Genomic DNA, 13,215 nt, shown 5'->3' on the forward strand with positions numbered 1-13,215 from the left:
GAGCCGAATTACTTCGGTTCGTCCATCATCTTCGGAACTTCGAAGGTGCCGGCCTTGATCTCCGCCCGCTTGGCTTCCATCGCAGCCTCGGCCTCGGCGGGCGCCACGCCCTTGACGAAGACGATATCGCTGCCGCCTTCCTTCATCAGGCCGTAAGACGTGTAGTTCCTGCCGACCGGCTTTCCGGCAGCGACATCGGCGATGGCAGCGTCGAGGATTGGGCGGAAATACCACATGGCGTTGGCAAACACCGTATCGGGGTAACGCGGTGTATAGTCGATCAGCGAGCCGACCGACTTGATGCCGCGTTCCTTGGCAGCATCGGCAGTGCCGATGCGCTCGCCGAACAGAATGTCGGCTCCGGCATCGATCTGGGCAAGACCGGCTTCGCGGGCCTTCGGCGGATCGAAGAAGGTACCGATGAACGAGACGAGGTGCTTTGCGTCCGGATTGACGGCCTTGACGCCGGCCGCGAACGCGTTGATCAGCATGTTGACCTCGGGGATTGGGATGGCGCCGACCGAACCGACGATGTTCGACTTGGTCATCTTGCCCGCCAGCATGCCGGCAAGATAGGCGCCGTCATGGTTCCAGGTGCCGAAGACGCCGAAATTGTCACCAGCCTGCTCGCCGCTCGAACCCAGCACGAAGGCGGTATCGGGATAGTCGGCCGCGACCTGTCGGGCCTCTTTCTCCACCGCATAGGCCTCACCGATGATCAACTTGTTGCCCTGTTCGGCATATTCACGCATGGCGCGCGGATAATCGGTGCCGGACACACCTTCGGAGAAGACATATTCGATGACGCCTTCCTTGGCGGCGTCCTGCAGGGCCTTGTGCAGACAGGAGTTCCAGGCATTTTCGACCGGTGATGCATGAATGCCGGCAACTTTCAGCGGCGCGGCCGCCCTCACCAATGGGGCAAAGCCGCTGACGCCAAGCGCAATGCCCGACGCGATCACTGCCCGGCGTGAAATCAGGATGTCTTTGGTCATTGATTGTTCCCCTTTTTTACCATTTGGTTCAAAAATCATAGTAGCGCCTAAAAATGTGTCAAGCATCGATCGGGCTTAAAAATCAGGCCGTTCGGCGGCAATGCGCTATCGTCCTCAGCCGATTTTTCGGAGCGTCGTCGGGCTCGCGGCTTGGCTGGAATGACGCGGCATGGAAGGCTTGCGCGGCTGATGCCGCCGTGCTTTTTCAAGCGGTCAAGACTGCTGTTCCAGGTGAGGGCCGTTGGCGGCGGCAGGAAGAGACCTTGGGCCGAATTTACAGCGCGATGGTGCTTGGCGCGACGACATTGGCAGGATATGCAGGAAGCGTTGGGCTGGGGAAATGAAAAATGGGGGAAGAAGGGGACGCCTCGCGGCGACCGATCGCGAGCCGGTCGTCGTCCTGGGCGATCGGCATGAGCGCATGGCTGGCGCGCAACGGCGTCACGCCGAACGGCATTTCGCTGCTGTCGATCCTGTTTGCCGGCATCGGCGCGACGCTCATCTTCTTCACGGCCCATCCGATCGCCATGGTCTGCGCGGCGATCTCGGTGCAGTTTCGGCTCGTCTGCAATCTGCTTGACGGGATGGTCGCGATCGAAGGCGGCAAGAAAACCAAGAGCGGCCCGATCTACAACGAATTCCCCGACCGGATCGCCGACAGCCTGCTGCTTGTTGCGGCCGGTTATGCCTGCGGCTTTCCCTCACTCGGCTGGCTGTCCGCACTACTCGCCGCACTCACTGCTTACATCAGAGTCTTCGGCGGAGCGGTCGGTCTTCCCCAGGATTTCAGCGGCATCATGGCCAAACAACGCCGCATGGCGGTGCTGACGGCTGGTCTCGTTGCCCAGAGCATCGAGACGCCGATATCCGGCGGTCGCTGGTCACTGCTTGGCGCTTGCGCGATCATCGCGGCAGGAAGCCTGGTCACCTGCATCACGCGGACGACAAGGCTTACCCGTTCCCTGGAGAGACTATGATCGCAATCATCCGTCGCCTTCTCGTGCTCTTCGTCCGCATCATGGTCGGCGCCCGAAGCGAGTGGCGGGGCTGCACGCCCGACACGCGCCGCCGGATCTATTTCGCCAATCACAACAGCCATGTCGATACCGTCGCCGTCATGGCCGCCCTGCCGTATCAGGTGCGGCGGCTGACCCATCCGGTTGCGGCGCGCGACTATTGGGGAACCAACGCCTTTCGCCGTTTCATCGCGGAGAAAGGCCTGCGCGCCGTCCTGATAGACCGCAAGCCTCTGCCCGACAGCAACCCGCTGGAACCGCTCGAACGCCTGCTCGAAGAGGGGCGCTCGATCCTGATTTTTCCTGAGGGGACGAGAAGCGCCAGCGATGAGATCGCCCCGTTCCGCAGCGGCATCTATCGCCTTGCCTGCCGTTTCCCCGATGTCGATCTGGTGCCGATCCATCTCGATAACCTGCAGCGCATCCTGCCGAAGGGCAGCATGCTGATCGTACCGATCACCTGCACGGCGCGTTTCGGCAAGCCGCTGCGCGTCGAACCGGGCGAAGACAAGGGAGCATTCCTGGCCCGCGCTCGTGCCGCGGTCATCGAGCTTGCGAATGGAGAGCGCATCGCATGAACAGCTTTTTCTCCATCGTGCTTGCCGCGATCCTCGGCCTGCTGGCCGTCTCCTCGGCAATCGGCTTCATCCTGCAGCGGCGTGCGGTGGAACCCGGCTCCGTCGCCACCGTCCACAACCTCAACGACCGCATTCGTTCCTGGTGGATCATGGTCGCGGTGTTCGGGGGCGCGATCCTGCTCGGCGATAACGCGGTGGTCATCCTGTTCGCATTCCTGTCCTTCATGGCGCTTCGCGAATTCTGGACGCTAACGCCATCGCGGCGCGGTGATCACCTGGCGCTGTTCCTGTCCTTTTTCGTGGTCCTGCCGGTGCATTATGTGCTGCTTGGAACGCAGTGGTACGGGCTCTTTGCGATCTTCATCCCGGTCTATGCCTTCCTGATCCTGCCTGCGGTGGCGACCTTGACGGGCGACGTCAACGAATTCCTGGCGCGCAGCGCCAGGGTGCAATGGGGATTGATGCTGACGGTCTATTCGATCAGCCACGCCCCCGCGCTCCTCATGCTGCAGACCGGTACGCCGTCGGCGCTTCTTCTCGTCTATCTGGTCATCGTCGTGCAGCTCAGCGACGTCTTCCAGTATGTCTGGGGGAAACTGCTCGGAAAGCACCGTTTCTCGCCGAACATCAGCCCATCGAAAACGCTCGAAGGCCTGTTCGGCGGCGGCGCCACAGCCATCCTCGTCGGGACGCTGCTCCATCGTCTGACGCCGTTCTCACCGCTGCAGGCCGCGGCCATCAGCACTGTTATTGTCGTCGCCGGCTTTTTCGGCGGTTTCGTGCTCTCGGCGATCAAGCGAGATCTCAACGCCAAGGACTGGGGCTATGTGATCGAGGGCCATGGCGGCGTGCTCGATCGCCTGGACTCCATCACCTTCGCAGCGCCGCTGTTCTTCCACATCGTCCGCTACTGGTTCACGACTTGATGCAAATATCCGAAGGCAGGCAAATGAACGTCTAAAACCGGTCGATGTCCTCGAGGCTTTCGAACAGCCGTTGCTGAATATCCCGCTCCTGCCGGCTGATGGCGGCCATCAGCTGGCCCATCGTTCCCCGCAGATCGTGAAGCTGGTCCACCAGGTCCATGACGATGTCGACGCCAGCGTCGTTGACACCCATGTTGTCCATCAGATCCAGAATGAGCCGAGCGCGAGCGACATCGGCGTCGCGAAACTGTCGCCTTTCGCCCGACGTCTCCGGGATCAGCCAGCCCTGTTCGATCCAGAAATCGAGCTGGACGACATCGATTTTCAAGTAAAGACGAAATTCGAGATCATCCATGATCAGGTCTCCATGTTCTTCCTCGGATCGTATGGATTTGCCGTCGCCCATTCCTTCACCAGGGACGTCAGCCGTTCGTCGGGGTTGTCGGGTAGCACGATCTTCAGCGAGATATAGATGTCGCCGTGCCCGCCGCCGCGCTTGACAACCCCCTTCCCTTTGAGACGCAGGACCTTGCCCGTATTGGAGTGCGGAGGCAGTGTCAGGTTGACGGGTCCCGACGGTGTCGGCACGCGAACCTTGCCTCCGAGCACCGCCTCGCCCAGCGAGATCGGCAGCTCCAGGCGGATGTCGTCGCCGTCACGGGTAAAGAAGCGGTGGGGCGTCACTCGGATTTCGATCAAGGCATCGCCCGGCGGTCCGCCTCCAATGCCCGGTTCCCCCTTGCCGCGCAGCCGCAAGGTCTGGCCGTCGCGGGTTCCGGGCGGGATCTGCACATCGAGCTGCGGCCCGTCCGGCAGCTTGATCTCCGTCCTGGTGCCGTTGACGGCGTCGAGAAAATCGACCTCCATGGAGAAACGCCGGTCCTGGCCCTGGCTGCGCATCCTGCCGCCGCCGGCGCGGCGCGAAAAGAAACTGGCAAAGGAATTGTCGGCATCGCCGAAATCGGCAAAGCCGGAACTGTTGTGATAGGGACTATCGGCACCGCTCGCCGAGGCATAGTCACGGTAGTAGCTGCGCTGCGCCCGCTCGGTCCCCGTCATGTCGATCTCGCCGCGGTCGAAGCGGCCGCGCTTTTCCTCATCGCCCAAGATCTCGTAGGCGGTCGAAATTTCCTTGAACCGTTCCTCGGCTTTCTTGTCGCCGGGGTTAAGGTCGGGGTGAAGTTTCTTGGCAAGTTTACGGAAGGCGCTTTGAATATCCTTTGGCGACGCATCCCGCTTCACGCCCAGAAGCTCATAGGGATCCTGGCTCATGCAAATCTCCGGTCAAGGCAGTCAGTACTGCCGGTTGGCTTGGGAAAGATATAGGTTCTCAGGCAGCCGCCGGGGAGGGGCGATGGCGGAAGGTTAGAGCAGCGTCGTATCTTCCGCTGGAAATGCTACGCCTTTATCGGCGTGATCGAGTCGCCGGTCGATGAGTACAGAGCATCCGGCATGACGCACGACCTTCTCGACGATCGAGGAGAAGACGTAGTCGGTGATATCGCTCACATGCGATGACAGCAGGATGAGATCGGCCGAGGTCTCCCTGGCGACCGAGACGAGCACGGAGGCGGCAACGCCGATGCGGACCTCGATCCTCGCGGGAATCCCGAGCTCCTTGCAGAGCGCTGCCAGTTTCTTTTCGGCGTCAACGATGGCGGTCGTTTCGAACACCTCGGGGAGCTCCGTCAAATGATGGCGCGGGATATTCTCGATGCCGTGCAGGACGACGATGTTTCCGCCGTCGTTCACCAGCGCTGCAGCCCGGCGCAGAAGACGGATTGCCGTTTGGCGGGAACCCATGCCGATGCCGCAGATGATCGTCTGATACATTGAATTCAATATCCCCGAATGCGAAAGGTCGTACCGATGATACCGGCGTCGCATGGCCCTGCTTTGACCGATATCAAGCAGAAAAGCTGCGACATCGCAACGTCGGCGCATGCGGGCAGCGGCCACCCGCGCCAGGATGAGACCCCAGGCGGATCGCCGCAGTTGACGGCATGGCCATCGGCAATAGCTTTAACGGCATGTCTTCAACTATCGAGGTTCACATGCCGGATATTGCAATCATCGGAGCGGGCGCGATGGGGAGCGCTGTCGCCAAACGGCTGATCGTGCATGGCGCCACGGTGCTGACCTATCTCGAAGGCCGCAGCAAGGAGACGATCGCGCGGGCTAAGGCAGCCGGCATGGTGCCGGTCGGCCGCCCGGATCTGGCGAAGGCAGCGCTTATCCTGTCGATCGTTCCGCCGGCGGAAGCGATCGGGGTTGCCGAACTCGTCGCGGAGATATCGTCGGGGATGCATGCGCCGCCGCCGTTCATCGATCTCAACGCCATTGCGCCGAAAACCATGCAGGCATTGGCGGCACGGTTCGAAGGCAGTGCTGTGGAAGTGTTGGATGGTGCCATCATCGGCGGGCCGCCGGTTCCGGGCAAATCAGGTCCGACCCTCTATATCAGCGGCGATAGCGCGGAGCGAAGCGCACTGCTTGAGAATTACGGCCTGAAAATCCGCAGGCTCGATGGGCCGCTCGGCGCGGCGTCGGCGCTGAAGATGTGTTATGCCGGCATCAACAAGGGATTTACCGGCCTCGGCGCCGCGATGCTGCTCGCGGCATCCCGCTCCGGTGCTGCTGAAAGCCTGAAGGCCGAACTCGCCGAAAGCCTTCCCGACGTCGACCGCAAGCTGTCGAAATCCATTCCCGACATGTATCCGAAAGCCTATCGCTGGGTCGCCGAAATGCAGGAGATCGCCGACTTCCTCGGAGAGGATGATCCGGCGGCGGTGATATTCCGCGGCATGGCGGATGTCTTCTCCGGGCTGGCCGACGACGTCGATGGCAGCCGCGCACTCGTCGGGCAGTTGGACGAGATCCTCGCGCGTCCCGACATCGATCGCTGACGGCAATAAGTCAGGCAATCCCCGCAACAGCCTTACAGCTGTTGGGCTACGTCCATTCTTTGATGAAGGATACGCACGATTATGATCTGCCCCGCATCATTGCTTTTGAAATACAAAAAATGAGTGCCAACGGAGACTTTTCTGTACCCTTGCCGAATATCTGAGGGGCGGCTCATCCGTCTTCCCTCCGCCAGTTCGTGACAGGCGTCTCTTATGTCCTGAATGTAACGCTCTGCCTGATCGACACTCCAATTCGACGCCGTGTAGTCCCAAATCTTGTCAATGTCGGCTTGTGCGGCAGGAGAAAATATGATGCCGATCATTTCGCCTCGAACGCCGCACGTTTGCGAGCATTGAACGCATCGAAATCAAAGGGCATGGCAGGGCCGGATTTCTCGCCTTCAATCAAGGCGTCCTGTAATGCCTTCACTTTGGCTTCGTGTTCTTCGAGTAAGCGAAGGGCCGCCCGGACAACGTCGCTGGCTGAACCATAGCGGCCAGCTTGAACCTGCGTATCTATGAAGCTGGTGAAATGGTCGCCGAGCGATATGGATGTATTTCTAGCCATCTGAATCTCCTTTAAGCCCAGTATACCAATTTTTGGTACATAACAAAAATCCCAGCTTAACAGCAAAAACCTAATACCAAGCCAGCGCTCTGACGATTGTGTGAAGCCGATCCGACACCTCTGACAAACCGCATCCCCTCTGCTATGTCAGGAAAAATGCGGCGGCCAAACTGGCGTCGCGATCTATCCGACCAATGCCAGGAGTTTGAAAGATGAGCGGTTCTTCCGAGTATGTACCCCCGAAGGTTTGGACCTGGAACAAGGCAAATGGCGGCGAGTTCGCCAGCATCAACCGTCCGATAGCAGGCCCGACGCATGACAAGGAACTTCCGATCGGCCGTCACCCGCTGCAGCTTTATTCGCTCGGCACACCGAACGGCCAGAAGGTCACCATCATGCTCGAGGAATTGCTGGCGCTTGGCCACAGCGGTGCGGAGTACGACGCCTGGCTGATCAGGATCGGCGATGGCGACCAATTCGGAAGCGGCTTCGTCGAGGTTAATCCCAACTCGAAGATCCCGGCGCTGATGGACCGCAGCGGTCCGAAGCCGATCCGCGTCTTTGAGTCCGGCGCCATCCTCACCTATCTCGCCGAAAAGTTCGGCGCCTTCCTGCCGACCGAGGCAGCCGAGCGCGCCGAATGCCTTTCATGGCTGTTCTGGCAGATGGGAAGCGCACCCTATCTCGGCGGCGGCTTCGGCCATTTCTACGCCTATGCGCCGACGAAGATCGAATATGCGATCGACCGCTTCGCCATGGAGGTGAAGCGTCAGCTCGACGTACTCGATCGCCGCCTCGCCGAAAGCGAATATCTGGCAGGCAGCCAATACACGATCGCCGATATCGCGGTCTGGCCCTGGTATGGCGGCCTGGTGAAGGGCTGGAGCTACGGCGCGGCCGAATTCCTGCAGGTCGAGGACTATAAGAACGTGCTCCGCTGGGCCGACACCATCCACCGCCGGCCAGCCGTGCAGCGCGGCCGAATGGTCAACCGCCTCTCCGGCGAGCCGTCGAGCCAGTTGCATGAACGGCACGACGCCAGCGACTTCGAAACCAGAACGCAGGACAAGCTGGCGGCTGCCGAGTAAGCAAGCCGCATCAGCTTCTTGTTGCAGCAACGAAGAGGCTCCGCCGCCTTTACGGCGACGGAGCCTGACGAGCTGCCCGAACTCAGTTCTTGACGGTGTCTTCCAGGAAGAACCGGCCGAGCGGGTTCTGGTAGAAGTTCTCGATATTCTTGCGCGAGACGTTGATATAGGGGCTGTAATAGAGGTCGATCCAGTTGACGTCGTCCTTGGCCATCTTCTGCAGATCGACATACATTTCTTCGCGTTTCTTCGGGTCGAGCTCGAGGCGCGCTTTGGCGACCAGTTCCTTGACCGCCTCATTCTTGTAGTTGGTCGAATAGTTGTTGTTGGAATCGTGACCGAGCACGAAGGTGGTTTTCTGGTCCGGATCGAGAATATCGTTGGTCCAGTAGTTGACCGAGATGTCGTAATCGCCGGCAACGGTCATGTCCCATTCCTGGCTCGGATCGACCTTCTGCAGATTGGCCGTAATGCCGGCCTTCTGCAACTGCTGCTGAACCAGCACGGCCGTCTGTTCATCGACTTCGTCGCCGGCACGGACCAAGTAATTCAGCGTCAGGTCGGAGGCACCGGCGGCCGCCAGCAGCTCCTTTGCCTTCGCCGGATCGTAAGGCCGCTGCAGATTGTCGGCGTAATAGTAGAGCGCGCCCTTCGGGATATATGAATTGGCGACCGTGCCCTGGCCGAAGGTGACAGTATCGACGATCGCCTTCTTGTCGATCGCCAGATCCAGCGCCTGGCGGACTTCCTTCTTGCCGAGCGCCCCATGCGCATGATTGATCAGCAGATGATCCTCGCGAGTCGAAGCATCGATATCGACGTTGAGGTTCGGGTCCTTCTTCAGCTCCCCGACGCGAGAGAAAGGCACGAAGATCGCCGTATCCAGTTCGCCCGCCTGGACGTTCAGCATGCGGGTATTGTCGTCCGGCACCGAGATCCATTCGACGCCGTCGAGCTTGACGCGGTCAGCCTGCCAGAAATTGGGGTTCTTCTTCAGAATGACCCGGTCGCCGCGCCGCCATTCCTCGACAGTGAAGGCGCCCGATGCGATCGGCTTCTCGCCATAGGCGTCGGCGCCGAGCGATTCCATGCCCTTCTTGGAGATGACGGAAGCATTCGGCAGCGCCAGCGTCGACAGGAACGGCGCCGACGGATTCTTGAGCTTGATCGTCAGCGTATGCGCATCGGTCGCAACCGCCGTGTCGATCACCTTGTAGGAATCGCTCCAGAGCGAGGCAGCATCATCGCGGATGCGCAGCAGGCTGTAGGCGGCGTCTTCCGCCGTCAGCGGCGAACCGTCGGAGAATTTCGCATCGCGGATCTTGAAGGTGTAGGTCAGCCCGTCATCCGAGGCGGTCCAGCTTTCGGCAAGGCCCGGTTCCAGCTTCGTACCTGTCTTGTCGACGCGGATCAGCACGTCGTAGACGTTTGAAAACACCCAGTTGTCGATATTCTGGGCGGTCTTGATCGGATCGAATGTCGTTGAATCCTCGCGGCGGCCGATGGTGAGAACGCCGGCGGCCTCGGCATAGCTTGCGCTGAGCGTCAGGCCGGCGAGGAAGGCTGCGAGCCCGATTGATTTCCACCTGTTTGTCATGAATTGGTTCCCTTCGTTGTTATGGCATGCGTCTGATGGGTTGGATCGGTATCGATGGCCGATCATCCCTGCCGCCGGCGCCTTGCAGCAACGGCTTGTCAGGATCGATATCGGGAATGGCGGCGATCAGCGCCGCCGTATAGGCGTGCTTGGGCCGGGCGAAGACCTCTTCGGAACGGCCTTGCTCGACGATCTCGCCGCGATACATCACAACGACGCGTTCGCAGAGATTGCGGACGATCGCCAGATCGTGGGCGATGAAGATCAGCGTCAGGTTCATCTTCGCCGTGAGGTCGCGGAAGAGTTCGATGATCTGCGCCTGAATGGTGACGTCGAGGGCGGCAACGCATTCGTCGGCGATGATCAACTTCGGGTCGACGGCGAGAGCCCGGGCGATGCCGGCGCGCTGGCACTGGCCACCGCTCATGCTGCGCGGTTTGCGGCCGGCGAATTCGCGTTCGAGGCCGACGAGATCAAGCAGCGTGTCGATCCGCGCCGGGATATCGGCCTTCGCCACCTTGCCCTGCACCTTCAGCACCTCGGCCAGCATCTGCCCGATCGTCAGCCGCGGATTGAGCGCGTTGTAAGGATCCTGGAACACCATCGCCGCCTCGCGCCTGAGCTTTGCGAGACCGGCGCTTTTCTGCTGGGCCAGATCGACGCCGTCGAAGCTGACGTGACCGGAGGAAAGCCGGGTGAGGCCGAGCATGGCGCGGGCAAGCGTGCTCTTGCCGCTGCCGGATTCGCCGACGATGCCGACCGTCTCACCCGGCATGATCTGGAGGCTGACGCCGGAAACGGCGCTGACCGTCGTGGCGCCGCCCTTGAACAGGCTGCCACCGGCCTTGAAGCGCACGTGGAGATCGTCGATTTCGAGCAATGGTCTCGCCGGCCGGCTGGCCGCGGCAATGTCCAGCAGCAGCGCGGGCGTCTCGGCGGGCAGGGAAGGGTGGCTGTTGATCAGGTCGATCGTATAGGGATGCTGCGGCCGCGCCAGGATCGTCCGCTTCGGCCCCTCTTCGATGAGCTTGCCGCCACGCAGAACGGCGATGCGGTCGCAGGTCTGGGCGACGATGCCGAGATCATGGGTGATCAGAATGATCGACAGCCCGCGCCGGTCGCGAATGTCGATCAACAGCCGAAGAATCTGTGCCTGGATGGTCACGTCGAGCGCCGTTGTCGGCTCGTCGGCGATCAGGATCTTCGGGTTGCAGGAGAGCGCCACGCCGATCATCGCCCGCTGCCGCATGCCGCCGGAAAATTCGTGTGGATAGCTGTCATACTGGCGCACGGGATCGGGAAAACCGACCTGTGCGAGGATTTCCGTCGCGGCGGTGCGGGCCTCGCGGGCGCCGAGGCCCTGATGATAGCGGATGCCCTCGGCGATCTGGTTGCCGATCCGCATCACCGGGTCGAGATGGCTGGTCGGGTTCTGGAAGATCATGCCGATCTCGCCACCACGCACCTTCAGCATCTCGCCATCGTCGACCTGCATGAGGTCGCGCCCTTCGAGCAGCGCCGAGCCGCGGTCGATCGTCAATCGCGAAGAGGGCAGCAGCCGCACCAGGGAGCGGCAGAACAGGCTCTTGCCCGAGCCGCTCTCGCCGACGAGACCGAGGATCTCCCCCTTGCCGAGATCGAGCGAAACCGCATCGAGCAGCGTGCGCCGGCCGGAACCGGTATCGGCGCTGACTGTGAGATCACGGACGGACAGCACGGAGCCGCTCATTCATGCACCCCCAGTAATTCGCCGAGCGCGTCGCCCAGCATGCTGAAGCCGAAAGCGAGGCAGACGATGGAGAGGCCGGGAAACAGCGTGATCCACCAGGCAGTGGTGATGAAGCTCTGTCCTTCCGCAACCATGACGCCCCATTCGGCGATCGGCGGCTGGACGCCGAGGCCGAGATAGCTGACGGCCGCACCGCTGAGCAGCACCAGCGTCGCATCCGACATCGAAAAGACGATCGAACCGGCGATCGCGTTCGGCAGCAGGTGGCGGAACATGATGCGGGAGCGGCTGAAGCCGAGGCTGACGGCGGCAATGGCGTAGTCGCTGCTTTTCAGCACCAGCATCTGCGCCCGGATCAACCGCGCGTAGGACACCCAGCCGACCAGCGCCATGGCGATGTAGAAGCTGCCGAGGCCGGGGCCGAGGATTGCGATGATCGACAGCATTAGCACGAGGAAGGGGAAGGCGAGAATGATGTCGACGAGGCGCATGAACAGCGCGTCGACGATACCGCCGAAGAAACCGGCAATGGTGCCGACCGTCGTTCCGATCAGGAAGGGGAAGATGACGCCGATCAGGGCCATCTGCAGGTCGAGGCGCGCGCCCCAGATGACGCGCGAGAGCATATCGCGGCCGAAATTGTCGGTGCCGAACGGATGCAGCAGGGAAGGCGCCTGCAGGCGCACCTCGGCGTCCTGCATGATCGGATCGTAGGGCGCGATAACAGGCGCGGCGATCGCCAGCAGGACGAAGAACAGCAGCAGGCCGGCACCGACGGCAAGCATCCACCGCCGGTCAAAGAACCGGCGCCATCCGGGAGATGCAGGAGCAATCGCCTCGATACTCATAGCGTCACCCTCGGGTCGACGGTGACGGTGACGATGTCGGCGATGAAATTGATGAGCACGGTGGCGCAGGCAAAGACCATGGCGACGCCCTGGACCACCATATAGTCGCGTGAAAAGATCGCCCTGACGAGGAGCTGGCCCATGCCGGGCAGCGCAAAGACGCTCTCGACCACCACCGTACCGCCGATCAGCCAGCCAATATTGACGGCAAGCAGATTGATCGTCGGCACCAGCGAATTCGGCAACACATGCCGCCAGAAAACGATGCCCTCAGGCATGCCGCGCGCGCGCGCCGCCGTCGCGACATCCGATTTCAGCTGCTCGATCATCGCCGCCCGCAGGCTGCGGGTCAGCACGGTCGAGAGCGACAGCGCCACCGTCAGGCTCGGCAGCACCAGATGCGAAAACTTATCGCCGAGCGTGGCGCCGTAGCCGGAAACCGGGAGAACACCGAGTTCGACGCTGAAGAGAATGATCAACATCAACCCCAGCCAGAAAGGCGGGAAACCGATGCCAAAGGTCGAGACGATGCGCACCGCATGATCGGGCGCCCGGCCGGCATTGCGTGCGGCGATCGCCGACATCGGCACCGCGATCAGCACCGACAGCACGACGCTGGAGACGACGAGCGCAAGCGTCGGCTCGATGCGGGTGACGATCAGCTTCAGCACGTCGATCTTGTAGAGGATCGACTTGCCCATCTCGCCGTTGGCGAGGTTCTTGAGGAAATAGACATATTGCAGCCACATCGGCTGATCGAGACCGTATTGGGCACGGATGCTGGCAATCGCTGCCGGCGTGGCGCGCGTGCCGAGGATGTTGCGCGCCGGATCGCCGGGGATCAACCGGACCAGAATGAAGGTGATGACGCTGATCCCGAAAATGACCGGCAGGAACTGCAGCGGTCGCGTCAGAACGAATTTATAGCGATGCATGACGGCGATCGCCCCTCTGTCTTCGTCGG

The 13,215-nt window shown here is 61.4% G+C and carries 15 protein-coding genes; 5 read left to right on the forward strand and 10 right to left on the reverse strand.

Features of this window, described 5'->3' with window-relative positions:
- Nucleotides 1–8 precede the first annotated feature (8 nt).
- Complete coding sequence (locus RLEG4DRAFT_RS61010; protein ID WP_003576445.1) at nucleotides 9–995, reverse strand: BMP family protein; 987 nt, start codon at nucleotides 993–995, stop codon at nucleotides 9–11.
- Between the two features lie 347 nt (nucleotides 996–1,342).
- On the opposite strand from RLEG4DRAFT_RS61010, the gene RLEG4DRAFT_RS61015 reads away from it, so the two are divergent.
- Genes RLEG4DRAFT_RS61015 through RLEG4DRAFT_RS61025 form a run of 3 tightly spaced genes read left to right on the forward strand, consistent with a single transcriptional unit; the run spans nucleotide 1,343 to nucleotide 3,515 of the window.
- The gene (locus RLEG4DRAFT_RS61015) at nucleotides 1,343–1,972 is read left to right on the forward strand and encodes a CDP-alcohol phosphatidyltransferase family protein (RefSeq protein WP_003576444.1); all 630 of its coding nucleotides are present in this window, start codon (nucleotides 1,343–1,345) and stop codon (nucleotides 1,970–1,972) included.
- A complete protein-coding gene (locus tag RLEG4DRAFT_RS61020) occupies nucleotides 1,969–2,589 on the forward strand; it encodes a lysophospholipid acyltransferase family protein (RefSeq protein WP_003576443.1) in 621 nt (206 codons plus the stop codon). Before RLEG4DRAFT_RS61015 ends, RLEG4DRAFT_RS61020 begins: the two co-directional genes overlap by 4 nt.
- The gene (locus tag RLEG4DRAFT_RS61025; protein WP_003576442.1) at nucleotides 2,586–3,515 is read left to right on the forward strand and encodes a phosphatidate cytidylyltransferase; all 930 of its coding nucleotides are present in this window, start codon (nucleotides 2,586–2,588) and stop codon (nucleotides 3,513–3,515) included. Before RLEG4DRAFT_RS61020 ends, RLEG4DRAFT_RS61025 begins: the two co-directional genes overlap by 4 nt.
- A 31-nt stretch (nucleotides 3,516–3,546) precedes the next feature.
- Here RLEG4DRAFT_RS61025 and RLEG4DRAFT_RS61030 read toward each other — a convergent pair whose 3' ends face one another.
- The 3 genes from RLEG4DRAFT_RS61030 to RLEG4DRAFT_RS61040 form a co-directional block, all read right to left on the reverse strand.
- A complete protein-coding gene (locus RLEG4DRAFT_RS61030) occupies nucleotides 3,547–3,870 on the reverse strand; it encodes a chaperone modulator CbpM (protein WP_003576441.1) in 324 nt (107 codons plus the stop codon).
- Between the two features lie 2 nt (nucleotides 3,871–3,872).
- A complete protein-coding gene (locus tag RLEG4DRAFT_RS61035; protein ID WP_003576440.1) occupies nucleotides 3,873–4,787 on the reverse strand; it encodes a DnaJ C-terminal domain-containing protein in 915 nt (304 codons plus the stop codon).
- Between the two features lie 93 nt (nucleotides 4,788–4,880).
- On the reverse strand, nucleotides 4,881–5,348 hold the full coding sequence (locus RLEG4DRAFT_RS61040) for a universal stress protein (RefSeq protein WP_003576439.1): 468 nt from the start codon (nucleotides 5,346–5,348) through the stop codon (nucleotides 4,881–4,883).
- A 170-nt stretch (nucleotides 5,349–5,518) separates the two neighbouring features.
- Between RLEG4DRAFT_RS61040 and RLEG4DRAFT_RS61045 the strand changes: the two genes are divergently transcribed.
- Complete coding sequence (locus RLEG4DRAFT_RS61045; protein ID WP_037093324.1) at nucleotides 5,519–6,421, forward strand: NAD(P)-dependent oxidoreductase; 903 nt, start codon at nucleotides 5,519–5,521, stop codon at nucleotides 6,419–6,421.
- Nucleotides 6,422–6,453: 32 nt separating this feature from the next.
- On the opposite strand, the gene RLEG4DRAFT_RS61050 is transcribed toward RLEG4DRAFT_RS61045, so the two are convergent.
- Together RLEG4DRAFT_RS61050 and RLEG4DRAFT_RS61055 are read right to left on the reverse strand one after the other, a co-directional pair.
- Complete coding sequence (locus RLEG4DRAFT_RS61050; protein WP_003576437.1) at nucleotides 6,454–6,744, reverse strand: type II toxin-antitoxin system RelE/ParE family toxin; 291 nt, start codon at nucleotides 6,742–6,744, stop codon at nucleotides 6,454–6,456.
- Complete coding sequence (locus RLEG4DRAFT_RS61055) at nucleotides 6,741–6,989, reverse strand: type II toxin-antitoxin system ParD family antitoxin (RefSeq protein WP_003576436.1); 249 nt, start codon at nucleotides 6,987–6,989, stop codon at nucleotides 6,741–6,743. Before RLEG4DRAFT_RS61055 ends, RLEG4DRAFT_RS61050 begins: the two co-directional genes overlap by 4 nt.
- A gap of 212 nt (nucleotides 6,990–7,201) precedes the next feature.
- On the opposite strand from RLEG4DRAFT_RS61055, the gene yghU reads away from it, so the two are divergent.
- The gene (yghU, locus tag RLEG4DRAFT_RS61060; RefSeq protein WP_003576434.1) at nucleotides 7,202–8,077 is read left to right on the forward strand and encodes a glutathione-dependent disulfide-bond oxidoreductase; all 876 of its coding nucleotides are present in this window, start codon (nucleotides 7,202–7,204) and stop codon (nucleotides 8,075–8,077) included.
- Between the two features lie 82 nt (nucleotides 8,078–8,159).
- Here the strand turns inward: yghU and RLEG4DRAFT_RS61065 are convergent, their stop codons facing one another.
- The 4 genes from RLEG4DRAFT_RS61065 to RLEG4DRAFT_RS61080 are packed head-to-tail and all read right to left on the reverse strand — an operon-like array spanning nucleotide 8,160 to nucleotide 13,186.
- Nucleotides 8,160–9,674, reverse strand: coding sequence for an ABC transporter substrate-binding protein (locus RLEG4DRAFT_RS61065; protein ID WP_003576433.1), 1,515 nt, complete (start codon nucleotides 9,672–9,674; stop codon nucleotides 8,160–8,162).
- A gap of 19 nt (nucleotides 9,675–9,693) precedes the next feature.
- A complete protein-coding gene (locus RLEG4DRAFT_RS61070; RefSeq protein ID WP_003576431.1) occupies nucleotides 9,694–11,403 on the reverse strand; it encodes a dipeptide ABC transporter ATP-binding protein in 1,710 nt (569 codons plus the stop codon).
- Nucleotides 11,400–12,251, reverse strand: coding sequence for an ABC transporter permease (locus RLEG4DRAFT_RS61075; RefSeq protein WP_003576429.1), 852 nt, complete (start codon nucleotides 12,249–12,251; stop codon nucleotides 11,400–11,402). Before RLEG4DRAFT_RS61075 ends, RLEG4DRAFT_RS61070 begins: the two co-directional genes overlap by 4 nt.
- On the reverse strand, nucleotides 12,248–13,186 hold the full coding sequence (locus RLEG4DRAFT_RS61080; RefSeq protein WP_003576427.1) for an ABC transporter permease: 939 nt from the start codon (nucleotides 13,184–13,186) through the stop codon (nucleotides 12,248–12,250). The genes RLEG4DRAFT_RS61075 and RLEG4DRAFT_RS61080 overlap by 4 nt, the downstream gene beginning before the upstream one ends.
- Nucleotides 13,187–13,215: the final 29 nt, after the last annotated feature.

The sequence above is a fragment of the Rhizobium leguminosarum bv. trifolii WSM2297 genome (assembly GCF_000271845.1).

What these genes read in the sequence shown, in the direction of transcription:
- RLEG4DRAFT_RS61010 (WP_003576445.1), bottom strand. Translation starts at nt 995, where the DNA reads ATGACCAAAGACATCCTGATTTCACGCCGGGCAGTGATCGCGTCGGGC.
- RLEG4DRAFT_RS61015 (WP_003576444.1), top strand. Translation starts at nt 1,343, where the DNA reads ATGGGGGAAGAAGGGGACGCCTCGCGGCGACCGATCGCGAGCCGGTCG.
- RLEG4DRAFT_RS61020 (WP_003576443.1), top strand. Translation starts at nt 1,969, where the DNA reads ATGATCGCAATCATCCGTCGCCTTCTCGTGCTCTTCGTCCGCATCATG.
- RLEG4DRAFT_RS61025 (WP_003576442.1), top strand. Translation starts at nt 2,586, where the DNA reads ATGAACAGCTTTTTCTCCATCGTGCTTGCCGCGATCCTCGGCCTGCTG.
- RLEG4DRAFT_RS61030 (WP_003576441.1), bottom strand. Translation starts at nt 3,870, where the DNA reads ATGGATGATCTCGAATTTCGTCTTTACTTGAAAATCGATGTCGTCCAG.
- RLEG4DRAFT_RS61035 (WP_003576440.1), bottom strand. Translation starts at nt 4,787, where the DNA reads ATGAGCCAGGATCCCTATGAGCTTCTGGGCGTGAAGCGGGATGCGTCG.
- RLEG4DRAFT_RS61040 (WP_003576439.1), bottom strand. Translation starts at nt 5,348, where the DNA reads ATGTATCAGACGATCATCTGCGGCATCGGCATGGGTTCCCGCCAAACG.
- RLEG4DRAFT_RS61045 (WP_037093324.1), top strand. Translation starts at nt 5,519, where the DNA reads ATGGCCATCGGCAATAGCTTTAACGGCATGTCTTCAACTATCGAGGTT.
- RLEG4DRAFT_RS61050 (WP_003576437.1), bottom strand. Translation starts at nt 6,744, where the DNA reads ATGATCGGCATCATATTTTCTCCTGCCGCACAAGCCGACATTGACAAG.
- RLEG4DRAFT_RS61055 (WP_003576436.1), bottom strand. Translation starts at nt 6,989, where the DNA reads ATGGCTAGAAATACATCCATATCGCTCGGCGACCATTTCACCAGCTTC.
- yghU (WP_003576434.1), top strand. Translation starts at nt 7,202, where the DNA reads ATGAGCGGTTCTTCCGAGTATGTACCCCCGAAGGTTTGGACCTGGAAC.
- RLEG4DRAFT_RS61065 (WP_003576433.1), bottom strand. Translation starts at nt 9,674, where the DNA reads ATGACAAACAGGTGGAAATCAATCGGGCTCGCAGCCTTCCTCGCCGGC.
- RLEG4DRAFT_RS61070 (WP_003576431.1), bottom strand. Translation starts at nt 11,403, where the DNA reads ATGAGCGGCTCCGTGCTGTCCGTCCGTGATCTCACAGTCAGCGCCGAT.
- RLEG4DRAFT_RS61075 (WP_003576429.1), bottom strand. Translation starts at nt 12,251, where the DNA reads ATGAGTATCGAGGCGATTGCTCCTGCATCTCCCGGATGGCGCCGGTTC.
- RLEG4DRAFT_RS61080 (WP_003576427.1), bottom strand. Translation starts at nt 13,186, where the DNA reads ATGCATCGCTATAAATTCGTTCTGACGCGACCGCTGCAGTTCCTGCCG.